This is a genomic window from Pseudomonas sp. EpS/L25 (genome assembly GCF_001512295.1).
Taxonomy (GTDB): Bacteria; Pseudomonadota; Gammaproteobacteria; order Pseudomonadales; family Pseudomonadaceae; genus Chryseomonas.
This window is the reverse complement of sequence record NZ_LNUP01000002.1, coordinates 1,069,810-1,091,223: the sequence shown is the minus strand read 5'-3', so window position 1 is coordinate 1,091,223 and position 21,414 is coordinate 1,069,810. Positions and strand designations below refer to the sequence as shown.

The 21,414-nt window shown below is 60.4% G+C and carries 20 protein-coding genes and 2 pseudogenes; 8 read left to right on the top strand and 14 right to left on the bottom strand.

What is annotated here, in order from left to right:
- Positions 1 to 23: 23 nt before the first annotated feature.
- Genes AR540_RS06110 through sdhC form a run of 4 tightly spaced genes read right to left on the bottom strand, consistent with a single transcriptional unit; the run spans position 24 to position 3,264 of the window.
- Entirely contained in the window at positions 24 to 728 is a 705-nt protein-coding gene (locus AR540_RS06110) for a succinate dehydrogenase iron-sulfur subunit (RefSeq protein WP_059226978.1), read from the bottom strand.
- A gap of 11 nt (positions 729 to 739) precedes the next feature.
- Entirely contained in the window at positions 740 to 2,512 is a 1,773-nt protein-coding gene (gene sdhA, locus AR540_RS06105) for a succinate dehydrogenase flavoprotein subunit (protein WP_059226975.1), read from the bottom strand.
- 3 nt (positions 2,513 to 2,515) lie between these two features.
- Complete coding sequence (gene sdhD / locus AR540_RS06100) at positions 2,516 to 2,884, bottom strand: succinate dehydrogenase, hydrophobic membrane anchor protein (RefSeq protein ID WP_027596955.1); 369 nt, start codon at positions 2,882 to 2,884, stop codon at positions 2,516 to 2,518.
- A complete protein-coding gene (gene sdhC, locus AR540_RS06095; RefSeq protein ID WP_177339194.1) occupies positions 2,878 to 3,264 on the bottom strand; it encodes a succinate dehydrogenase, cytochrome b556 subunit in 387 nt (128 codons plus the stop codon). The genes sdhD and sdhC overlap by 7 nt, the downstream gene beginning before the upstream one ends.
- Positions 3,265 to 3,609: 345 nt before the next feature.
- On the opposite strand from sdhC, the gene gltA reads away from it, so the two are divergent.
- Positions 3,610 to 4,890: a citrate synthase gene (gene gltA, locus AR540_RS06090; RefSeq protein ID WP_059226972.1), complete on the top strand. Its 1,281-nt coding sequence runs from the start codon at positions 3,610 to 3,612 to the stop codon at positions 4,888 to 4,890.
- Positions 4,891 to 5,022: 132 nt separating this feature from the next.
- On the opposite strand, the gene AR540_RS06085 is transcribed toward gltA, so the two are convergent.
- The 6 genes from AR540_RS06085 to ppsA form a co-directional block, all read right to left on the bottom strand.
- On the bottom strand, positions 5,023 to 6,072 hold the full coding sequence (locus AR540_RS06085) for an OmpA family protein (protein WP_059226970.1): 1,050 nt from the start codon (positions 6,070 to 6,072) through the stop codon (positions 5,023 to 5,025).
- Between the two features lie 100 nt (positions 6,073 to 6,172).
- The gene (gene sigX / locus AR540_RS06080) at positions 6,173 to 6,757 is read right to left on the bottom strand and encodes an RNA polymerase sigma factor SigX (RefSeq protein ID WP_059226968.1); all 585 of its coding nucleotides are present in this window, start codon (positions 6,755 to 6,757) and stop codon (positions 6,173 to 6,175) included.
- A 56-nt stretch (positions 6,758 to 6,813) separates the two neighbouring features.
- Positions 6,814 to 7,638, bottom strand: coding sequence for a mechanosensitive ion channel family protein (locus tag AR540_RS06075; protein WP_059226966.1), 825 nt, complete (start codon positions 7,636 to 7,638; stop codon positions 6,814 to 6,816).
- Positions 7,639 to 7,643: 5 nt separating this feature from the next.
- Positions 7,644 to 7,904: a hypothetical protein gene (locus AR540_RS06070; protein ID WP_059226964.1), complete on the bottom strand. Its 261-nt coding sequence runs from the start codon at positions 7,902 to 7,904 to the stop codon at positions 7,644 to 7,646.
- A gap of 48 nt (positions 7,905 to 7,952) precedes the next feature.
- The gene (locus tag AR540_RS06065; protein ID WP_059226963.1) at positions 7,953 to 8,954 is read right to left on the bottom strand and encodes a zinc transporter ZntB; all 1,002 of its coding nucleotides are present in this window, start codon (positions 8,952 to 8,954) and stop codon (positions 7,953 to 7,955) included.
- A 150-nt stretch (positions 8,955 to 9,104) separates the two neighbouring features.
- Entirely contained in the window at positions 9,105 to 11,474 is a 2,370-nt protein-coding gene (ppsA, locus tag AR540_RS06060; protein WP_059226961.1) for a phosphoenolpyruvate synthase, read from the bottom strand.
- Between the two features lie 127 nt (positions 11,475 to 11,601).
- Between ppsA and ppsR the strand changes: the two genes are divergently transcribed.
- Positions 11,602 to 12,420 (top strand): posphoenolpyruvate synthetase regulatory kinase/phosphorylase PpsR, encoded by an 819-nt coding sequence (gene ppsR, locus AR540_RS06055; protein ID WP_059226959.1) that lies wholly within the window; start codon positions 11,602 to 11,604, stop codon positions 12,418 to 12,420.
- A gap of 48 nt (positions 12,421 to 12,468) precedes the next feature.
- The gene (locus AR540_RS06050; protein ID WP_059226957.1) at positions 12,469 to 13,098 is read left to right on the top strand and encodes a LysE family translocator; all 630 of its coding nucleotides are present in this window, start codon (positions 12,469 to 12,471) and stop codon (positions 13,096 to 13,098) included.
- A 14-nt stretch (positions 13,099 to 13,112) separates the two neighbouring features.
- On the opposite strand, the gene AR540_RS06045 is transcribed toward AR540_RS06050, so the two are convergent.
- The 3 genes from AR540_RS06045 to AR540_RS06035 form a co-directional block, all read right to left on the bottom strand.
- Complete coding sequence (locus tag AR540_RS06045; protein WP_059226955.1) at positions 13,113 to 14,189, bottom strand: 5-methyltetrahydropteroyltriglutamate--homocysteine methyltransferase; 1,077 nt, start codon at positions 14,187 to 14,189, stop codon at positions 13,113 to 13,115.
- Positions 14,190 to 14,293: 104 nt separating this feature from the next.
- Complete coding sequence (locus AR540_RS06040; RefSeq protein WP_059226954.1) at positions 14,294 to 14,794, bottom strand: GNAT family N-acetyltransferase; 501 nt, start codon at positions 14,792 to 14,794, stop codon at positions 14,294 to 14,296.
- A gap of 92 nt (positions 14,795 to 14,886) precedes the next feature.
- On the bottom strand, positions 14,887 to 17,289 hold the full coding sequence (locus tag AR540_RS06035) for a TonB-dependent siderophore receptor (protein WP_059226952.1): 2,403 nt from the start codon (positions 17,287 to 17,289) through the stop codon (positions 14,887 to 14,889).
- Between the two features lie 279 nt (positions 17,290 to 17,568).
- Between AR540_RS06035 and AR540_RS24620 the strand changes: the two are divergent.
- Positions 17,569 to 17,823 (top strand): annotated as a pseudogene (locus AR540_RS24620) (transposase); the annotation flags it as partial.
- On the opposite strand, the pseudogene AR540_RS06030 reads toward AR540_RS24620, so the two are convergent.
- Positions 17,787 to 18,062: pseudogene (locus AR540_RS06030) on the bottom strand (transposase); the annotation flags it as partial. The pseudogenes AR540_RS24620 and AR540_RS06030 sit on opposite strands and share 37 nt — an antisense overlap.
- Here AR540_RS06030 and AR540_RS24615 point away from each other — a divergent pair.
- The 4 genes from AR540_RS24615 to AR540_RS24610 are packed head-to-tail and all read left to right on the top strand — an operon-like array spanning position 18,061 to position 21,408.
- Positions 18,061 to 18,582, top strand: a complete 522-nt coding sequence (locus tag AR540_RS24615) for a DMT family transporter (RefSeq protein ID WP_082706921.1) — start codon at positions 18,061 to 18,063, stop codon at positions 18,580 to 18,582. The pseudogene AR540_RS06030 and the gene AR540_RS24615 sit on opposite strands and share 2 nt — an antisense overlap.
- 28 nt (positions 18,583 to 18,610) lie before the next feature.
- Entirely contained in the window at positions 18,611 to 19,018 is a 408-nt protein-coding gene (locus tag AR540_RS26370) for a cupin domain-containing protein (protein ID WP_065242509.1), read from the top strand.
- 26 nt (positions 19,019 to 19,044) lie between these two features.
- Positions 19,045 to 20,583, top strand: coding sequence for an acyl CoA:acetate/3-ketoacid CoA transferase (locus tag AR540_RS24385; RefSeq protein ID WP_065242508.1), 1,539 nt, complete (start codon positions 19,045 to 19,047; stop codon positions 20,581 to 20,583).
- A 39-nt stretch (positions 20,584 to 20,622) separates the two neighbouring features.
- Positions 20,623 to 21,408 (top strand): FAD/NAD(P)-binding protein, encoded by a 786-nt coding sequence (locus AR540_RS24610; RefSeq protein ID WP_082706919.1) that lies wholly within the window; start codon positions 20,623 to 20,625, stop codon positions 21,406 to 21,408.
- Positions 21,409 to 21,414: the final 6 nt, after the last annotated feature.

Genomic DNA, 21,414 nt, shown 5'->3' with positions numbered 1-21,414 from the left:
CAACTGGCCGGGCGGGACGTGGATCAGGTACCGCTCTGCAGCAGCATCGCCCGAACGTGGCCGATGGCCTTGGTCGGGTTCAGCCCCTTGGGACAGACCGCCACGCAGTTCATGATCGAACGGCAGCGGAACACGCTGAACGGATCATCCATGGCGGCCAGACGTTCCTCGGTCTTGGTGTCGCGGCTGTCGGCCAGGAAACGATAGGCTTGCAGCAGCGCGGCCGGGCCGAGGAACTTGTCGGGATTCCACCAGAAGGACGGGCAGGACGTCGAGCAGCAGGCGCACAGGATGCACTCGTAGAGGCCGTCGATCTTCTCGCGATCTTCCGGGCTCTGCAGGCGCTCGATGGCCGGGGCCGGCGTCTCGTTCTGCAGGAAGGGTTTCACCTTCTCGTACTGCTTGTAGAAGATGCTCATGTCCACGACCAGGTCGCGGATGACCGGCAGGCCGGGCAGCGGGCGCACCACCAGCTTGTCGTTCTTGACCACGGCCGACAGCGGGGTGATGCACGCCAGGCCGTTCTTGCCGTTGATGTTCATGCCGTCGGAGCCGCACACGCCTTCGCGGCAGGAACGACGGTAGGAGAAGCCTTCATCCTGCTCTTTGATCAGAGCCAGGACGTCCAGCACCATGAGGTCCTTCCCACCGGTATCGACCTGGAACTCCTGCATGGACGGCAGGCCGTCCTGATCCGGGTTGTAACGATATACGCTGACTTTCAACATGGTGGTCACCTTTAGTAAGTCCGAACCTTGGGTTCGAACATCGGTACGGTCTTGGGCGCGAAATTGACTCCACGCTTGGAGACCCGCTTTTCACCGGGGAAATAGAGGGTGTGGCACAGCCAGTTCTCGTCGTCGCGCTCTTCGAAGTCTTCGCGAGCGTGGGCGCCGCGGGACTCCTTGCGGTTCTCGGCGGCGATGGCGGTCGCCTCGGCCACTTCGAGCAGGTTCTGCAGCTCGAGGGCTTCGACGCGGGCGGTGTTGAAGCCCTGGCTCTTATCGTTGATCTTGACCTTGGCGATGCGCTCGCGCAGATCGGCCAGCTCGGCGATGCCCTTCTGCATGTACTCGCCGGTGCGGAACACCCCGAAGTAGTTCTGCATGCAGGTCTGCAGTTGCTTGCGCAGCGTGGCGACGTCTTCACCGGTGGTGCGCTCGTTGACGCCGGACAGGCGCTGCAGCGAGGCTTCCAGGTCGCTTTCCGAAGCGCCGCGATGCTCGATGCCGTCCTTGAGCGCCTTCTCCAGGTGCAGGCCGGCCGCGCGACCGAAGACCACCAGGTCGAGCAGCGAGTTGCCACCCAGGCGGTTGGCACCGTGCACGGACACGCAGGCCACTTCGCCCACGGCGAACAGGCCTTCGATGATCTTGTCGTTGCCGTTGGCGTCCTGGGTGATGGCCTGGCCATGAATGTTGGTGGCGATGCCGCCCATCATATAGTGGCAGGTGGGGATCACGGGGACCGGTGCGACGACCGGATCGACATGGGCGAAGGTCTTGGACAGCTCGCAGATACCCGGCAGGCGGCTGTGCAGCACCTCTTCGCCCAGGTGGTCCAGCTTCAGCAGGACGTGGTCGCCATCGGGGCCGCAGCCATTGCCGGCCAGTACTTCCTTGACCATGGAACGGGCGACCACGTCGCGACCGGCCAGGTCCTTGGCGTTGGGCGCATAGCGCTCCATGAAACGCTCGCCGTGCTTGTTGATCAGGTAACCACCTTCACCACGGCAACCCTCGGTGACCAGCACCCCGGCGCCGGCGATGCCGGTCGGGTGGAACTGCCACATCTCGATGTCCTGCACCGGCACGCCGGCGCGCAGGGCCATGCCGACACCGTCACCGGTGTTGATCAGGGCATTGGTGGTGGAGGCGTAGATACGACCCGCACCGCCGGTGGCCAGCACGGTAGCCTTGGCCTTGACGTAGACGGTCTCGCCGGTTTCGATGCAGATGGCGATGACGCCGACGACGACGCCGTCCTGGTTCTTCACTAGGTCCACGGCGTACCACTCGTTCAGGAACACCGTGTTGTTCTTCAGGTTGCCCTGATAGAGAGTGTGCAGCAGGGCGTGACCGGTACGGTCGGCAGCAGCGCAGGTACGCGCGGCCTGGCCACCCTTGCCGTAGTCCTTGGACTGGCCACCGAAGGGACGCTGATAGATGCGGCCCTGTTCGGTACGGGAGAACGGCAGCCCCATGTGCTCGAGTTCGAACACCGCTTCCGGGCCCACGGAGCACATGTATTCGATGGCGTCCTGGTCACCGATGTAGTCGGAGCCCTTGACGGTGTCGTACATGTGCCAGCGCCAGTCGTCGTTCGGGTCGGCCGAGGCGATGGCGCAGGTGATGCCGCCCTGGGCGGACACGGTGTGGGAGCGAGTCGGGAAGACCTTGGTGATCACCGCGGTCTTGTGACCGGACTGGGCCAGTTGCAGGGCAGCGCGCATACCGGCGCCGCCGCCACCTACGATGATGGCATCAAACGAAATATGACGAATCGTGGACATTGATCAAACACCCCAAAAGATCTGCACGCCCCAGACGAAGAACGCGAACATCGCGAACCCGCATACCGCCTGGAAGAGGAAACGCACGGCGGTCGCACCCTTGCCGATCGCCATGGTGGTCAGGTAGTCGGTGGAGATGGTCCACATACCGACCCAGGCATGAACGCAGATGGACACCAGCGCCAGCAGGCTGAAGATGCGCATCAGGGTGTGGGAGAACAGGCCATGCCATTGCTCGAAGGTGAGCCCTGGATGAAGGATCAGGTAGCCGATGATGAAGAGGAAGTAGACCGCGAGGACGACTGCCGAGACCCGTTGCGCCATCCAGTCGTAGAGACCGGAACGCGAAAGATTGGTGACGTTGGTTACCATACCCAAACCCCTGCCAGAATGATCAGAACTGCGGAAATGACCAGCACTAGCTGCGCGCCCAACTTGCCACCCTGCAGGGTTTCACCGGCACCACCATCCATGATCAGGTGCCGAATGCCGGCGACCAGGTGGTAGAGCAACGCGGACAGCAGACCCCAAATCACCAGCTTGACCAGCGGATGCGCCAGAAAAGCTTTCACCTGACCGAAGCCTTCCTCGCTGCCCAGCGACAGGTGCAGCCCATAGAGCATTACCGCGATGCCGAGGAACAGGATGACGCCGGAGATACGGTGAAGGATCGAGGTATAAGCTGTGATAGGAAGTTTGATGGTCCTGAGATCTAGGTTTACAGGTCGTTTGCTATTCACGGCTTCTTTCACACTGAGGGCCCAATTGCGGTCGGGCTAGTTATAGGAGATCCCACATCTGCTAAGCGCTTCTGGATGGAAGCGCCGACCGCTCGGCGTCAGCTCACCGACCCGGTACGGTCGGGCGAGAATTATAGACAGTTAGCCTACTCATGACAAACGCGGATGCCCGATTCCGACGTCGCCAGCTGATATTCAAAAGCCTGCGTGTTAATGTCTTTTCGCCGCACAATCCGGCCATAAAGCCCCTCTAGGCGGATATTTTCGTAAATTGACTTTCAAATTTATCCCTCTATAGTGGGCGAGGCCCTGAGTGGAGGGTTTATTGATGATTTCAAAGCAAAATAAGGAGGCCTAATGGCTGACAAGAAAGCGCAGTTGATCATCTCGGGAGCGGATCCGGTTGACCTGCCCGTTATGTCCGGCACGCTTGGCCCGGACGTGATCGATGTTCGCAACCTCACCTCCACCGGTGTGTTCACCTTCGACCCGGGCTTCATGTCCACCGCGTCCTGCGAGTCCAAGATCACCTACATCGATGGTGACAAGGGCATCCTGCTGCACCGCGGCTATCCCATCGAGCAATTGGCGGAGAAATCCGACTACCTCGAGACCTGTTACCTGCTGCTCAAGGGTGAATTGCCGAACACGCAAGAAAAGGCGCAGTTCGTCGACACCATCAAGAACCACACCATGGTTCACGAGCAACTGAAGAACTTCTTCAACGGCTTCCGTCGCGACGCGCACCCCATGGCCATCATGTGCGGTGTGGTCGGCGCCCTCTCGGCCTTCTACCACGACTCCCTGGACATCACCGATCCGCAGCACCGCGAGATCTCGGCGATGCGTTTGATCGCCAAGATGCCGACCCTGGCCGCCATGGTGCACAAGTACTCCATGGGCCAGCCGATGATGTACCCCCGCAACAACCTGGGGTATTCGGAAAACTTCCTGCACATGATGTTCAACACCCCGTGCGAGGAAAAGCCGATCAGCCCGGTGCTGGCGCGCGCCATGGATCGCATCTTCATCCTGCACGCCGATCACGAGCAGAATGCCTCCACCTCCACCGTCCGCCTGGCCGGTTCTTCGGGTGCCAACCCCTTCGCCTGTATCGCCGCGGGCATCGCCGCCCTTTGGGGCCCGGCGCACGGTGGCGCCAACGAGGCGGTGCTGAAGATGCTGGACGAGATCGGCGATGTCGCCAACATCGACAAGTTCGTCGCCAAGGCCAAGGACAAGAACGATCCCTTCAAGCTGATGGGCTTTGGCCATCGCGTGTACAAGAACTTTGATCCGCGCGCCACGGTGATGAAGCAGACCTGCGACGAGGTCCTGGCCGAGCTGGGCATCAACGATCCGCAGCTGGAACTGGCCATGCGCCTGGAAGAGCTGGCCCGGAAGGATTCCTACTTCGTCGAGCGCAACCTCTACCCGAACGTGGACTTCTACTCCGGCATCATCCTCAAGGCGATCGGCATCCCCACCAGCATGTTCACGGTGATCTTCGCCATGGCCCGCACCGTCGGCTGGATCTCGCACTGGCAGGAAATGCTGTCCGGTCCGTACAAGATCGGCCGGCCGCGCCAGCTGTACACCGGCGTGACCCAACGCGACATCCCGGACGATCGCGACTGATTCAGTCGCGCCTCGAAGAACCCCGCCTCGGCGGGGTTTTTTATGGCTGCTATCCGCCTGACCGAGAAGAGGAATCGGCAGGCACAAAAAAGCCCGCACGAGGCGGGCTTTCTTGCATCTAGATCAGGCTGCTTACTTGGCCTGAGCTTCGACTTCGGCTTCTACGCGACGGTTAACGGCGCGGCCAGCTTCGGTGGAGTTGTCCGCAACCGGACGGGACTCACCGTAACCAACGGCGTTAACACGGCTGCCTTGCACGCCGTACTGGTTGACCAGCACGTTACGCACGGCATTGGCACGACGCTCGGACAGCTTCTGGTTGTAGGCGTCGGTGCCGACGGAGTCGGTGTGGCCTTCAACGGTGGTGCTGGTCTGCGGGTACTGCTGCATGAAGTCAGCCAGGTTCTTGATGTCGGCGTAGCTGTTGGGCTTGACCACGGCCTTGTCGAAATCGAATTTCACGTCCAGCTCGACGCGAACGGTTTCGGCGGCAGCCGGGCAGCCGGTAGCGTCAACGGTGACGTTGGCCGGGGTGTTCGGGCACTTGTCGACGTTGTCGCAGACGCCGTCGTTGTCGGAGTCGGTGCAGACATCGGCAACCGGAGCCGGAGCCGGGGCAACGGCTTTCTTGGTGGAACCACCGAAGTTCAGACCAACACCCACAGCAGCGCTCCACTCGGTGTCGCCGTAGTCGATGTTGTAGTTGGCTTGCACGCCGGTACGGGCGTACAGGTTCTCGGTGAAGTAGTACTTCAGACCGGCACCGACATTGGCGTAGGTGGAACGGTCACGACCACCTTCGTTGATGTCGCGGTTGCTGATGGACTGGTGAGCGAAGCCACCGGACACGTAGGGACGCAGGCCTACACCCGGCTGACCGAAGTGGTAGTAAGCGTCCAGAGCGGCCAGGCTGCCCTTGATGTTCTTGTGGCCCAGGTCACGGTCGCCACGGGCGTTGTGGTACTCACCGTAGGACAGCGCCAGCTCGACGTCGTCGGTCAGGAAGTAGCCTACGGAACCACCGTAGAGGTCAGCGTTGGTCATGTTGCGCTGGCTGTCGGTGAACAGACGGCTGCCGAACAGCTCAGTCTCGACGGCGCCTTGACCTTGTGCCAGGGCGCTCAGCGAGGCGCTTGCCAGCAGGGAGCCGATCACGACGCCCAAGGTGCTCTTCAGTTTCATCCTTTGTATCCCCATTGTAGTGGTACTAATTCCGGCAATCTCCGGAGGCTTCGACAACAAGTTTTCGTGAAGTTCAAAAACTTACGGCAGACTCATTCCGTCAGCTCTCAACTTCAGCTGCGAACCTGTCACGCAGTTTGTCGAGTGCCCGCTTGTATCGCATCTTGGTGGCGCTGAGACCCATGTGCATGATATCGGCGATCTCCTGGAACTCCAGTTCGGCGACGAAGCGCAGCACCAGAATCTCCCGATCGACCTGCCCCACATGCACCAGCCAGCGATCCATCCCTCCCTTTTCTTCCAGCTTCGGCGCCCGTTCTTCCGAGGCTTCTTCCATCGGATCCAGGCTTAATGCCTCCACCAGTCGCCGCTTGCGGCGCTCCTTGCGGTACTGAGTGATGCACTCGTTGTACGTGATGCTGTACAGCCAGGTCTTGAATTTCGATTTCCCCTCGAAATTCTTCAAACCGTAAAGCACCTTCAGCATGATCTCCTGGCAGACATCGTCCGCATCCCGGTCGTTCCCCAGGTAACGGGCGCAGACGTTGAACAGGGTGCGCTGGTAACGGCGCATGAGTTCTTCGTAGGCTCGCGTCACGTGGAAGAGTTCACCATGCGCACGCTGCACCAGCTCTTCGTCGCTGAGCGTGGTCGGGTCGTAGGCATGGGGGGCGGACTTGTTCAAGACGAGAGATGACTACCAAAAATTGGCGGGCATGATAGCCATCTCCGCAGCGCCTGTCAGCGGCTGCGCACCTGAGCCTCCAGTAATAGACGGTTCGGCAGCGAAACGATATCCCCCTCCTCGGTCAGGATGAGGGTTTTCGCGGTACCGATTTCCTCGATCTCACCTTCGACGTCCGCCAGGGTCACCCACTGCCCCACTTCATAGAGTTCGCGCACGTAGATGCCCGCCAGAATCTGCGAGACCAGCCCCCGGCTACCGAGTCCCAACGCCAGGGCCGCGGCCAGGGCGAAGGCGGTGAGCACGATGGCGATGACCATGTTCAGCAGTTCGGTCTTGATCTCCAGCTGGCCGACGGCGACCGAGATCGAGATGATGATCACCAGGCCCTGGGCCAGACGCCCCAGGCCCGCGGCATAGTCCAGCCCGACGCCTTCGGCCGCGCCATGGACCAGGCCGCTGACCAGTTGCGCCAGCAGCACGCCGACGATGAGCACCAGGGCGGCGCCGAAGATCTTCGGCACATAGAGTGCCATGACGTCCAGGGTGGAGGAGACGCGCTGCAGCCCCAGGGACTCGGCGGCCGAGACCAGGAACACCAGCAGCACGAACCAGTAGACGATACGGCCGATCAGGGTAGTGACCGGCATGCGCATGCCGATCTTGGCCAGTTGCTTGGTGACCCCGGCGCCGGCGAGTACCCGGTCCAGGCCGAGCTTGGCCAGCACCTTGGAGAGCACGGTATCGAGGATCTTGGCGACGGCGAAACCGGCCAGGATCACCACCAGGGCACCGAACACGTTGGGAATGAAGCCCGCCACCTTGCTCCACAGGGTGGTCATGGCGGACAACAGGCTTTGGGTCCAGATATCGAATTCCATCTACTTCAGGATCTCCGCGAAGAAGGATCGGTCCGCCCGGTACGACGGGACCGCGGCTTCAGATGAGGGGCGCCGTTGCCCAGCGCCATCAGCAGCGCCGACATCCAGTGGCGGCCGATCAGGTCGAAGAGCGCGCCGGCACCGACCTGGCGGTTGGCGGTCTTGAGCACCCGGTGCAATCTGGCCTGGTCATCGCCCTCCTCGTCCTGGGCTTGCGCCGGGGTATTGAGGAGCGCCTTGAGGGACGCTTCGAAGGGATCGTGCATAGGCACCTCGCTGGTCGTGTTCTCTTGACGCAACGAGGTGGAAGCGGGTCACAGCCAACGTAGCCGCCGGAACAGCCAGACCTGGAAGACCGCCACCGCGCCGATCACCAGGCAGGCGGCCACGAAGCCGAAGGCCGAGGACGAACCCGGCATGCCGCCCATGTTCATCCCCAGCAGACCGGTGATGAAGCTGATGGGCAGGAAGAAGCCGGTGATGATGGCGAGCAGATAGAGGGTGCGATTGGTTCTTTCGGTGGTCGCCCGCTGTTCGGCGTCCTGCAGCAGCGCGACCCGCTCGCGCATGACCTCGAGCTCTTCCAGGTTGCGCACCAGGCTGTTGTGCAGTTCGCTCCAGTAGCCTTGGCTGGCCGCCTCGACGAACCAGGCGGGCTTGCCGCGGGCGAGATCGGCATAGATGTCGCGTTGCGGGGCGAGGTAGCGCCGCAGTCCGGTCGCGCGGCGCCTGAGGGTCAGCACCTGGGCGTGATCGGGCAGGCTGCTCTCGTCCTGATCGACCTGCTCTTCGAGGCCATCGAGTTGATCGGAGAGACCACGGACCAGATCGTCGACCCGACTGGTCATGTAGCTGGCGAGGTAGAGCACCAGGTCTTCGGCGCTCTGGGCGCCGATGCCCGCCTCCAGGTCTTCCTGGACTTCGGCAGCGGCCTTCATGGGTCTCATGCGCAGGGAGATCACCCGGCGTCTGTCGACGAACACCCGCAGCGAGACCATGTCTTCGGGGACGGCACCGGGGTTGAGGTTCACCCCGCGCAGGAACAGCAGCAGGCTGTCGTCGGGCTGGTTCACCAGGCGTGGACGGGTCGCCTCCTCGAGCAGCAGGTCGCAGGCGAATTCGCTCAGACCACTGGACTGGCGCAGCCAGGCCTGGGCCTCGGGGACGCTGCGGTCCCAGTGCAGCCACAAGACTTCATTGGGCGAGGGTTCGACGTCGGCCAGTTCGCGCCGGCTCAGGCGGCGACCGCCGCCACGGCCATCGAGGAGGTAGCCGTAGATCAGGCCCTGTTCCACATCGCTGTCGTACTGCTGCATCTAGCGTCTCTTGCAGGGATCGCGACCGTTCCGGTCAGGCGATCCGGCGAAGGCGGCCCGGCGAGTGCAGCGGCCGCGTTCGGGGGAAATGAATGGCTTGATCCCGGGAAAGGGCCACCCCGCGCTTGGCCGGCGGGGTGGCCTTGGGGATCAGGCGTTGCCTTCAGCCAGGAAGAACCAGGTGTCGAGCACGGAGTCGGGGTTCAGCGAGACGCTCTCGATGCCCTGCTCCATCAGCCACTTGGCCAGGTCGGGGTGATCCGAAGGGCCTTGACCGCAGATGCCGATGTACTTGCCGGCCCGGTTGCAGGCGGCAATGGCATTGGCCAGCAGCTTCTTGACCGCCGGATTACGCTCGTCGAACAGGTGGGCGATGATGCCGGAGTCGCGGTCCAGGCCCAGGGTGAGCTGGGTCAGGTCGTTGGAGCCGATGGAGAAGCCGTCGAAGTGCTCGAGGAACTCATCCGCCAGCAGGGCGTTGGAAGGCAGCTCGCACATCATGATGATGCGCAGGTCGTTCTCGCCGCGCTTGAGGCCGTTCTCGCCGAGCAGTTCGACCACCCGCGCCGCCTCGTCCAGGGTACGGACGAAAGGCACCATGAGTTCGACGTTGGTCAGGCCCATCTCCTCGCGCACCTTCTTCATGGCGCGGCATTCCAGCTCGAAGCAGTCGCGGAAGTTCTCGCTGATATAGCGGGAGGCGCCGCGGAAGCCCAGCATGGGGTTCTCTTCCTCGGGCTCGTAGAGCTTGCCGCCGATGAGGTTGGCGTACTCGTTGGACTTGAAGTCCGACAGGCGCACGATGACCTTCTTCGGCCAGAAGGCGGCGGCCAGGGTGGACACCCCTTCCACCAGCTTCTCGACATAGAAGCCGACCGGATCCGAGTAGCCGGCGATGCGTTTGTCGACGCTTTCCTTCACCTCGAAGGGCAGGCTGTCGTAGTTGAGCAGCGCCTTGGGGTGGACGCCGATCATACGGTTGATGATGAATTCGAGGCGGGCCAGGCCCACGCCAGCATTGGGCAGCTGAGCGAAGTCGAAGGCGCGGTCCGGGTTGCCGACGTTCATCATGATCTTGAACGGCAGCTCCGGCATGGCATCGACCGAACTCTTGCGGATGTCGAAATCCAGTTCGCCTTCGTAGATCAGGCCGGTGTCACCCTCGGCGCAGGAGACGGTGACGGTCTGGCCGTCCTTGAGCAGGCTGGTGGCGTTACCGCAACCGACCACCGCCGGGATGCCCAGCTCGCGGGCGATGATGGCGGCGTGACAGGTCCGGCCGCCCCGGTTGGTGACGATGGCACTGGCGCGCTTCATCACCGGCTCCCAGTCGGGATCGGTCATGTCGGAGACCAGGACGTCGCCGGGCTGGACGCGGTCCATCTCGCTGACGTCGCGGATGATCTTGACCTTGCCGGCACCGATGCGCTGGCCAATGGCCCGGCCCTCCACCAGCACCTGCCCCTTGTCCTTGAGCAGGTAACGCTCCATGACGGTGGCGCTGGCGCGGCTCTTCACGGTCTCGGGGCGGGCCTGGACGATGTAGAGCTTGCCGTCGTCGCCGTCCTTGGCCCACTCGATGTCCATGGGGCGGCCGTAGTGGCGTTCGATGATCAGCGCCTGCTTGGCCAGCTCGGTGACCTCGGCGTCGGTGATGGAGAAGCGAGCACGGTCCGCGGGCTCGACGTCGACGGTACGGACGGAGCGACCAGCCTTGGCCTCTTCGCCGTAGACCATCTTGATCGCCTTGCTGCCCAGGTTGCGTCTGAGGATGGCCGGGCGACCGGCTTCCAGGGTGGGCTTGTGGACATAGAATTCGTCCGGGTTCACCGCGCCCTGCACCACGGTCTCGCCCAGGCCATAGGCGGCGGTGACGAAGACCGCATCGCGGAAGCCGGATTCGGTATCCAGGGTGAAGAGCACGCCGGCGGCGCCGGTTTCCGAACGCACCATGCGCTGCACACCGGCGGACAGGGCGACCAGCTTGTGATCGAAGCCCTGGTGGACGCGGTAGGCGATGGCGCGATCATTGAAGAGGGAGGCGAAGACTTCCTTGGCCGCGCGAATGACGTTGTCGACGCCGCGGATATTGAGGAAGGTTTCCTGCTGGCCGGCGAAGGAGGCATCCGGCAGGTCCTCGGCGGTGGCCGAGGAGCGCACGGCAACGGCCAGGTTGGGGTTGCCGGCGGAGATCTCGGCGAAGGCCTTGCGGATCTCGCTATCCAAACGCTCCGGGAAGGGGGCGTCCATCACCCACTGGCGGATCTGGGCGCCGGTCTTGGCCAGGGCGACGACGTCGTCGACATCGAGGGCGTCGAGCGCGGCGTGGATGCGATCATTCAAGCCGCTCTGCTCGAGGAAATCGCGGTAGGCCTGGGCCGTGGTGGCGAACCCACCCGGAACGGAGACGCCCGCGCCGGCCAGGTTGGCGATCATCTCGCCGAGGGATGCGTTCTTGCCGCCCACACGCTCGACGTCATGCACGCCGAGCTGCTCCAGTGAAATCACATACTCGTCCAAGGTCTTCTCTCCATCTTGTGTCTTTGTGGGAAAGCAGTACGCCTCGGCGCTCGTCCCATGGACAGTGGACGGCGGTAGGTTACAGTGCAGCGATCCCTGCCCTGCACGCCACCTGGACGTCCATCCCATGCAACGAACCGCCTTCTTCATCTCCGACGGTACCGGCATCACCGCCGAAACCCTCGGGCAGAGCCTCCTGGCCCAGTTCGGGGACATCACCTTCAGGAAGGTCACGCGCCCCTACGTGGATACGCTGGACAAGGCCAGGGCCATGGTACAGCAGATCAATGCCGCGGCCGTGCAGGACGGCGCGCGGCCCATCATCTTCGATACCATCGTCAACCGTGACATCCGGGCCATCCTGGACCAGTCGAACGGGTTCATGATCGACATCTTCTCGACCTTTTTATCCCCGCTCGAACGGGAACTTTCCGCCGAATCTTCGTATTCGGTAGGGAAGTCACATTCGATCATGCACAACAGCCACTACATGGAGCGCATCGAGGCCGTCAACTTCGCACTCGAAAACGACGACGGCGCCCGCACTACCCACTATGCGCAGGCCGATCTCATCCTGGTGGGGGTCTCGCGCTGCGGCAAGACGCCGACCTGTCTCTACATGGCACTGCAATACGGCATCCGTGCGGCCAACTATCCGCTGACCGAAGAGGACATGGAGCGCCTGCAACTGCCCGCCTCGCTCAAGACCTATCGCGACAAGCTGTTCGGCCTGACCATCGACGCCGAGCGTCTGGCCGCGATCCGTCACGAACGCCGGCCGAACAGTCGCTATGCGAGCTTCGCCCAGTGCGAGTTCGAACTGCGTGAGGTGGAGAGTCTGTTCCGCCGCGAGAACATCCCCTTCATCAACACCACGCATTTTTCCGTGGAGGAAATCTCGGCGAAGATTCTGGTGGAGAAAGGCGTGGAAAGGCGGTTTAAATAGCGCACCATCCTCATCTTCCGCGCCTGCATGGCGCACCAGGCGACCGCCATGAACCTCGTCGATGCCCTGCTGTTCTTTCCGGTCGCCCTGCTCATCGCCCTGACGCCCGGCCCGAACAATTTCTGCTCGCTGAGCAACGGCATCCGCCATGGCGCCGTCACCGCGGGGCTGGCGGCCCTCGGGCGCGACGTGGCCTTCGTGGTGTTCCTGGTGATCTCGGCGGTGGGGCTGGGCGCCATGCTGCTGGCCTCGGAGATGGCCTTCACGGTGATCAAGTGGATCGGCGCGCTCTATCTGCTCTACCTGGGCGTGAAGAGCTGGCGCAGCCGGGCCTTCGACGGCCTGGACCTGGACGAGACGGGCACTGCGCAGCCGCGCCCGCTGCACCGGCTGATGCTCCAGGAATTCCTCATCGGCATCAGCAATCCCAAGGCGATCCTGCTGTTCGCCGCGGTCTTTCCGCAGTTCATCGATCCCAACCAACCCACCACCCAACAGTTCGTCTACCTGGGTGGAACCCATCTGTTCGCGGAGCTGGTCGCAGCTTTCGTCTATGGGCTGTTCGGGCGGCAGATCCGCCGCTTCATCCGCGGCCCCCGCGGCGTCCGTCGCCTCAACCAGGCCACCGGGGCTTTCTTCGCCAGCGCGGGTGGGCTGCTGCTGACGGCCCACCGCTAGCGAGCTCGCCGTCCTCAGTGAGAGGCGAGTCCGGCCTGGGCGCCCAGTTTCGCCAGGGCCGCCTCTATCGCTGACCAGCTTCTGTCCTCGTTGCCCGCCACTGCCGGCTTGGCTTCGGCAGCTGTGCGGGCAGCCCGGACCAGCTCTCCGAATGCCGCTTCCGCCGTCGTCGACCACGCCTGGTCGGGTGCCAGCCACAGGCGCTCCTTGAGACGCTCGCCTGCCTGGCGGGCGAACTGCAACCGGCGTTCCCCGGCGCGGGTGTCCGCGTCGTGCTGCTCGATCAGGCCAAGGGACAGTGTCTTGTAGGCCGGCAGGCGGTCGAGGAGACCTTGCTGGGCCTGGACCGTCGTGGGCCAGTCGACGTGCAGGCCCTCGACCGGCAGGCCGGTCGCCAGTCCCAGGTTGTCGCTCAGTTCACCCCCACGCACGGCCAGGAGCTTCTTGAGCGGCTCGCGCTGCAGCAGGTTGTAGGCCCGCTCGAAGGCGGTACGCCAGGCGAGCGGCAGCTCCAGGCTGAGAAGGGGTTCGTCGATGTGGACCCATTCCACGCCCTGAGCGGCCAGACGGGCGAAGATTTCACCGTAGACCGGCAGCAGCCGTTCGAGCAGCTCCAGCCGGTCGAAGGCGGAATCAAGGGCCTGACCGAGCCATAGGTAGCTCAGCGGCCCCAGGATCGCCGGCTTGACGGCAAGGCCCAAGGCACGGGCCTCGGCCACCTCGACGAACAGCTGATCCCAACCGAGCGCGAAGGCCTGGTCACGGCTGAATTCCGGAATCCGGTAGGTCAGCTCGCCTGAGAACCAGGGCGCCCGGGCCTGACGAACCTGGCTAGCCTCTTCGAGCGCTTCGCCCCCGGCCACCTGGCCGACCAGATAGGAATGGGCGAGGACGCGATCACCCCAGCCGACGTCAGCGACGCCGATCAGCTCGATGCCCGCCGCTTGCTGGGCGCGCCAGGCCCGCTGACGTTGCTGGCGGCCGGCGGCGACAGGATCAGCCAGGGAGCGACCGGGATGCGGCCTGGTCGCCAAGGCGCCTTCGCCATCGCGTTCGAACCAAGCGGAACCCTGGGAATGAAGCCTGACCATCGCACACCTCCAACTGATGAGATGCCGATTGTCCTATCACCGACTGCATGAGACAAACTCAGGTTTCTTGTATAGAACTCAAGTTTTTCTCATACATAACCTTGTCAGGATTTGAAACGCGCCATGCTGTAGCAATCGACGAAGACGCCATCGCGCAACGCATAGCGGCGCAGCAGGCCCTCCTTCTCGAAGCCGAACTTGCGGTACAGCGCCAGGGCCGGCTCGTTGTCGCTGAAGACGGTCAGCTCCACTCGCTGCAGATTCATCCAGTTGTCGGCGAGGTCGAGCAGCGCGGTCAGCAACTGGCTACCTATGCCCTGCCCCTGGCAATCCTGGGCGACCCCCATCCCGAGGGCGCCACAATGCTGGCGCCGGATGCGTGGCTGCTGTTCGAGACTGGCGCTGCCCACTAGTCGGCCCTGCTGCAAGGCGACCAGTCCTATCCGCCCTTCGCGTTCGCCGCTCAGACGCTGGCGCCATTGTTCGGCGCTCTGATAGGGCAGCTGCAACACCTGACGGGCCACGGCCGGGTCGCCATAGAGGGCAGCGAGGCCCTCGGCATGGCGATCGGCATAGCGTTCCAAGTGGACGATCGAACTGGACATGGGCGGCACTCCTTCGCAGAAGTCCGCAGCTTCGCCCAGGTCCGGGGGATCGGACAAGGGCGACACCAGGGTCGGCTAGGCCGGTAGCTGGATCAGAGAGTCCACTTCAAGCTGACCATGACGTTGCGGGGATCGCCGTAGACGCCCGTGCCAGTGCCACTAGGAATACCCTGCCAGTACTTCTCGTCGAAGATGTTGTTGAAGTTGACGCGGCCATCCCAATGCTTGTTGAAGCGATAGCCCGCCATCAGGCCGACCACGGAGTAGCTGTCCTGCTTGGCTTCGCCGTTACCTACCCGCTTGAAGGTCTCGCTCTGGGCCAGGACATCGGCGCCGATGCGCCAGTTGCTCAGGTTACCGGTCAGCTGATAGCTGGTGGCGGCCTTGAACAGGTGCTTGGGCTGCTCCGGCGCGAAGCGGCGGTCTTCGTAGGTGACATCCTTGGTGTACTGGCTCAGCACCAGGGTATAGGCCGCCGAGGCCTGCCAGTTGGGCGCCAGCTGACCGGAGATCTCCGCATCGACGCCGCGGCTGCGGACTTCGCCGGCGGTGTCGTAACAGGTGCGGCTCTGTTGCGTACACTCGATCGGTTGAGGAGACAGCTCATAGGCACGGCCCTCCTGAATGGTTTCGAACAGCGCCATGGAGGCATTCAGCGTCCCGTCGAAATAGGCGCCTTTCAAACCGATCTCGTAACTCTTGCCCGTCATGGGCGCAAGGACCGAGTTACCAGTGCTCTGCTGGCTTTGGGGCTTGAAGATATCGGTGTAACTGGCATAGACCGAATAGGTGTCGTTCAGGTCGTAGATGATGCCGGCATAGGGCGTGAATTCACGCGTGGCCTTGTAATCGTCATCGCTATAAAGATTGTCGAAGTCATACCAGCTGACGCGGCCGCCGACGATGACGTGCAGGGGATCGATCGGATTGAGACGCGCAGCGGCGTAAATCGCTTCCTCGGTGGTGGTGTTCTTGCTGGCGTAAGGCGACAGGCTGTCCTTGGCCGGCTTGGGGATGCTGCTTGGCCGAAAGTTGTAGATGTCGATCGGCGTTGGCGCGGAGTAGCCGCCACGTTGATAGAACTTCTCCTGACGGCGACTTACCCCCGCCATCAGCTCGTGCTCACGACCCAGCAACTGGAAGGGACCACTGACCGACGCGTCGATGTTGAGCTGGTCGGAATCGGTACGGTAGGCACCGGAAGCAGTACCGAGATCTGCCACAGTGTTATAGGCGTAGTTGTTGCTTGGCAGGGTGGTGACGTAGTTGGAATAGGTATCGGAATTCGCCCAGATCTGTTGCGCCGCCAGCTTGGCCTTCCAGCCATTGTCGAAGGTATGGGTGATGTCCGAGAACAGGGTGTAGGTGTCCTGATCCCAGTAGGCCCAGTCGCCGCTCAGGAAGGTGGAGCGCGACAGGTGCAGGTCTTCGCCGTTGGGGCCGCTGGGCAGGCTGCCCCAGTCGGAGGTCTTGTCCTCGCGCTGCTTGGACGCGCCGATGGTCCAGGTGGTGGTATCGGAGAGATCGGCTTCGAGCACGCCGTAGAAGGTCTGCCGTTGGCGCTCGCGGACGTCCTGGAAGCTGTGACCGTCCTCGTAGGCCGCAACGGCTCGGCCGCGCAGGGTACCGGCTTCGTTCAGCTTGTTGGAGGCGTCGACCTCGGTGCGGTAGCGATCCCAGCTGCCGGCGCTGGTGGTGACGCTGACCTGCGGGAAGGCGGTCGGCCGCTTGCGCACCAGGTTCAGGGTGGCCGACGGATCGCCCGCGCCGGTCATCAGGCCGGTAGCGCCGCGCACCACCTCGACGCGATCGTAGATGGAGAGGTCCGCCGAGGACAGGGTGTCCAGGGTGAAGGTCCCGGCCGTGGTGGGCAGGCCGTCGTACATGATGTTGTCGATACGGAAGCCGCGGGAGAGGAATTCCTGACGGTCGCCACCGAACTTGTTCAGCGTCACCCCCGGCGCATAGCGCACGACGTCATTGAGGTCGGTCATGCCCTGGTCTTCCATGCGCTGCCGGGTGATGACGCTCACCGACTGGGGCGTCTCGCGGATGGACAGCGGCAGGCCGGTGGAGGTGCTCATGGCCCCGGTGGTGTAGGAATGGGTGCCCTCGGTGGTCGCACGGCCACTGAGCGAGCCATCGTCGGCGGTGATGGTGGTGGCGTCGAGGGCCAGGCTCCCCGTCGCCGCCCGGTTGGCCACCGGGGCGACAGTGGCGACGTTGCCCGTGACCGAGGCGGCCAGGCCACTGCCGGCCAGCAGGCGCTGCAGGGCGAGTTCCGGCTCCAGCCAACCCGACAGTGCCGGCGCACGTTTGCCCACCAAAGCGGCAGGATCGTAGTTCACCTTCAGGCCACTGGCTCGCGCGAAGCTTTGCAAGGCATCGGCGAGCGGCTGCGCGGGTTGCGACAGCATCACTGATGCAGCCTGCGCTGAGGCCATGACGCCCAGGGAAACGGAAAGCGCCAGGGCGCGAAGGGTGAAATGCTGCATTAAGGTTCGTCCTCAGAATGGACTCGATCCGTCCATACCCCACGTAAGGACTCGACAGACCCAGCTCCCGGGTCCGTGGACCGACGTCCTGCGCCGACAGCGGCGGGCTGAAAGACTATGAGATGACGTCATATCTGTAAATGCAAATTAGTATCATAAATATACGCAAACCCTACTCATTGACTTTAATCCGCTCTAGGCTTCGGTTCAGAGCCTGTTAGGCTCTGTACGAAAAATCCGAGCGAGTAGAATTGGCACCATGAGGGGCTGGAGGGCCGCATGGCAAAGCGTTACGAACTCCCGGATGAAGCGTGGGAGCTGATTGCAGATGTTGTTTCGCCTGAGCAGAAGAGGGGGCGGCCACGCAGTGATGACCGGCTGATGCTCAATGGCATCTTCTGGATCCTGTGTTCAGGTGCTGCCTGGCGCGACCTGCCAGAGCGGTTCGGCCCCTGGTCGACGGTGTATCAGCGGTTTCGTGACTGGCGAGATGACGGCACCTTTGATCGAGTTCTCGAGCGCCTACGTAGGCGCTCGAGAACTCGATCAAAGGTGCCGTCATCTCGCCAGTCACGAAACCGCTGATACACCGTCGACCAGGGGCCGAACCGCTCTGGCAGGTCGCGCCAGGCAGCACCTGAACACAGGATCCATAAGATGCCATTGAGCATCAGCCGGTCATCACTGCGTGGCCGCCCCCTCGTCTGCTCGGGCGAAACAACATCTGCAATCAGCTCCCATGCTTCATCCGGGAGTTCGTAACGCTTTGCCATGCGGCCCTCCAGCCCCTCATGGCGCCAATTCTACTCGCTCGGATTTTTCGTACAGAGCCTAGTAGCGAGCAGTATAACTGCGGGCGGTTCGAGTGCTACAGGCTACGGCGCAGTCACCATAGCTCTAGCGGGGATTACGCTAGGGACTCTGTACCAAAAGAAATTTCTAGGCGGAATTGACCTATGGGTGGGCTGTTTTGTTCAGATGGTAACGGCTAGCTTGGTTATGTTCGTCTTGGCCTATACCACCGAAACAATGAAGATAACAGCCGCACTGCCGTTTGCTGCATCGGTAGCCTGGATTACGCTGATGAACTCAGTGGGTGCTTTGACAATACTGTATGTAATGATTAGAAGAGGCGAAGCGAGCAAAGCGACAAACCTCTTTCATCTAATCCCGGCCACAACTGCAATCATGGCATCCATCACACTTGGAGAAACACCCACACCGCTCGCCATAGTTGGCTTTATTGTTTCAGGTGCTGGCGTATTCCTCATGAACAACTACAGACAAAAATAGCCAACACCAATTTAAACTGGAGATCACCATGAATCACGGAACGACTATTACCGATCTTTTTTCTGCAGCTACTACCGAGCCAAACATTAAAGATGCATTTAGCATCTCACACCTAGCCTTTACAGCATATCAAGTCGAAGGTCGGAAAGGGGTTTCAGTATATCCGCTTTACGATACTAGAGATGAATGCGAAGACGGATCGTCAGCTGCGCTAGTTCGTTATGCAAGCGGTGCAAAGACTCCAAGGCACATGCATCCAAGCTGGGAACTGGTGCTAGTGCTCGAAGGGGAGCTCATTGATGATCGTGGGCGCCATGGCCCTGGCGTCTTACAAGTCTATCCGCCCAAGTCCACCCATGAACTATCCTCAGAAACAGGCTGTACATTTTTGGTGATATGGGAGAAACCGGTAAAACCTGTACAGCCAATCTTATAACCTCATTTGTTTGGGAAGAGCTAGATATGAGGGTGATCAAAGACTTTCAAGCAGCGCAACTCATTAACGACGGATGGACGATCGTACCGGGAGGTTTTGGTAGCTGCGGGCATCCGGAATCATTAACAAAAGCTTTAGAAGATAGATTTAAAAGTGAAGGAAAGCCAAGGAATCTGAAGCTTTTATTTGCGTCGGCATCGGGCGACCGGAATGGAAGTGGAGTAGATAGACTTGCACACCCTGGTTTGATTAGCTCTGCGATAGGAGGGTTTTGGGGACTGACCCCGAAATTAGGCAGAATGGCGATGCAGGGTGTTATTGAGGGGCATAACTGGCCTCAAGGCATTGTAAGCCAACTATACAGAGCCATTGCTGCCGGTAAACCAGGCGTATGGTCATCTATTGGCCTTGAAACCTTTTTTGATCCCGACGTAGAAGGCGCATGCATTAAAAACGGCGCGAATAAAACAATGATAAAAAAGTCGGAAGAAGGAGGAAATCCAATACTTTTCTACCCATCGGTACAAGTTAATTGCGCACTTTTGAGAGGCACCAGTAGCGACCCTGAAGGCAACATATCCATGAACAAAGAAGTTTCGTATAGCGATGCATTGGCACAGGCGATGGCTGCGCGAAACTGTGGCGGTATTGTTATCGTTCAAGTAGAGAAGCTGGTCGATAAACACTCAATTAGCCCACAGGACGTTCGCATTCCAGGAATTCTTGTAGATTATGTTGTGGTAGCGAATCATGGAGAGCACGACCAGACGTATGGCGCCCCCTATGACTCGGCATATCTATCAGCCGGATACGGTATCCCCCCAGCTGTAAGCATGTCGTACGCAGAACAAATCATCACCAGACGCGCGTTACAGGAAATAGATTCACTCAACGCACGAATAATAAGTCTAGGCATCGGAATTCCGGCACTAATTGCGCAAGCGGCAAGGAGCTCCTCATGTCACCAAAGCTTAACGTTCACTGTTGAGTCTGGACAAATTGGAGGATGTCCGGCACCGGGTTTATCCTTTGGAGCTAGCTACCATCCTGCCGCCTTGATCGAACAATCAGCATTGTTCGACTTCTACGAAGGTGGCGGCCTGGACCTTTCTTGCCTCGGATTCGCGGAAGTAGATGGACTCGGAAATGTAAATGTATCCAGGTTCAATGATCAACTATATGGCGCTGGCGGATTTATAAATATATCTCAATCAACTGACACGTTACTATTCTGCGGAACCTTCACTGCCAGTGGTCTGGAAGTAGGCCAAAAAGGAGCCGGAATTTGCATCAAAAAGGAAGGGGAAATACGAAAATTTGTACAAAAGGTTTCCCAGATAACATTTAGTGCGAAAAACGCAAAGCGAAAAGGACAGGTGGTAAAATTCATCACTGAACGAGCTGTCTTGTCTCTGAAAGACGGGGTTATATATCTAGAGGAGATTGCTCCAGAGATTACTTTAGAGAGGGACATCATCCCAAACATTGAAGGAAATTTTGCAATCTCAGCAGATTGTAAATACATGGACGAAGCCCTGTTTGTGCATAACACCATTTATACGTGAGTCTTCCAAACCATAATCAGCAGCTACGGAAGGTAAGTCATGTCTGGCAAAGTAATCACAATTGTAGGCAGTGGTGCATCTAGCGTCTCCTTTATTGATGCGCTCCTGGAAAATCTATGCGTGGAAAACAACATCTTATCAGACCTCACTATTTTTCTACTGGACAAACGGCCACAATTCGGACGCGGCCTTGCATATGCTGACGACACGTCTACAAGCCTGCTTAATACGCGCGCTAGCTTCATTTCTCCTTTTTCAGACAAACCTGGACACTTTTATAATTGGCTTTTACAGAACAAATCCATTTGGGAAGATGACTTCCCTGACCTTATTCTATCTCCTGATGCCTTTCTACCAAGATCTCTTTTCGGAAACTATCTAACCCACATGCTTCAATCACTTTCCAAGAAAGCGGTAGAAATTGGATGCCGTGTGATAACAGTAAATGATGAGGCTTACAGGATTACCTTTGCACATGATGGAAAGATAGTGATATCCACGAGGGGGAACCTATCATTTCCGAGCGATCACGTTGTACTAAGCTGCGGTAACGGTGGAAGCCTTGAATATAAAAATCTTGAAGATACGCCAGGATTTTTTTCAAGCCCCTACCCGATCAAGCATACCACCAGAGTCATTCCCAAAGAGGCAAGAGTAGCAATTATCGGCTCTAGACTGAGTGCAATCGATATGGCTATAGGATTGAAAGCGAGCGGTCATACTGGACCCATTGTATTTCACTCACGTACTGGTTCCTTACCAGCTGTACGAGGCATCCAAGGGCGCTATAAGCCAGAATACCTTACACCTCAACGAATAAAATAACACATA

Coding starts and splice junctions, on each gene's coding strand:
- AR540_RS06040 (WP_059226954.1), bottom strand. CDS start 14,794: ATGTCCAGTTCGATCGTCCACTTGGAACGCTATGCCGATCGCCATGCC.
- AR540_RS06045 (WP_059226955.1), bottom strand. CDS start 14,189: ATGGTCAGGCTTCATTCCCAGGGTTCCGCTTGGTTCGAACGCGATGGC.
- AR540_RS06070 (WP_059226964.1), bottom strand. CDS start 7,904: ATGCACGATCCCTTCGAAGCGTCCCTCAAGGCGCTCCTCAATACCCCG.
- AR540_RS06085 (WP_059226970.1), bottom strand. CDS start 6,072: ATGAAACTGAAGAGCACCTTGGGCGTCGTGATCGGCTCCCTGCTGGCA.
- AR540_RS24385 (WP_065242508.1), top strand. CDS start 19,045: ATGAGGGTGATCAAAGACTTTCAAGCAGCGCAACTCATTAACGACGGA.
- AR540_RS26370 (WP_065242509.1), top strand. CDS start 18,611: ATGAATCACGGAACGACTATTACCGATCTTTTTTCTGCAGCTACTACC.
- ppsR (WP_059226959.1), top strand. CDS start 11,602: ATGCAACGAACCGCCTTCTTCATCTCCGACGGTACCGGCATCACCGCC.
- AR540_RS06035 (WP_059226952.1), bottom strand. CDS start 17,289: ATGCAGCATTTCACCCTTCGCGCCCTGGCGCTTTCCGTTTCCCTGGGC.
- AR540_RS24615 (WP_082706921.1), top strand. CDS start 18,061: ATGCGGCCCTCCAGCCCCTCATGGCGCCAATTCTACTCGCTCGGATTT.
- sdhD (WP_027596955.1), bottom strand. CDS start 2,884: ATGGTAACCAACGTCACCAATCTTTCGCGTTCCGGTCTCTACGACTGG.
- AR540_RS06050 (WP_059226957.1), top strand. CDS start 12,469: ATGAACCTCGTCGATGCCCTGCTGTTCTTTCCGGTCGCCCTGCTCATC.
- AR540_RS06110 (WP_059226978.1), bottom strand. CDS start 728: ATGTTGAAAGTCAGCGTATATCGTTACAACCCGGATCAGGACGGCCTG.
- sdhA (WP_059226975.1), bottom strand. CDS start 2,512: ATGTCCACGATTCGTCATATTTCGTTTGATGCCATCATCGTAGGTGGC.
- gltA (WP_059226972.1), top strand. CDS start 3,610: ATGGCTGACAAGAAAGCGCAGTTGATCATCTCGGGAGCGGATCCGGTT.
- AR540_RS24610 (WP_082706919.1), top strand. CDS start 20,623: ATGTCTGGCAAAGTAATCACAATTGTAGGCAGTGGTGCATCTAGCGTC.
- AR540_RS06065 (WP_059226963.1), bottom strand. CDS start 8,954: ATGCAGCAGTACGACAGCGATGTGGAACAGGGCCTGATCTACGGCTAC.
- AR540_RS06075 (WP_059226966.1), bottom strand. CDS start 7,638: ATGGAATTCGATATCTGGACCCAAAGCCTGTTGTCCGCCATGACCACC.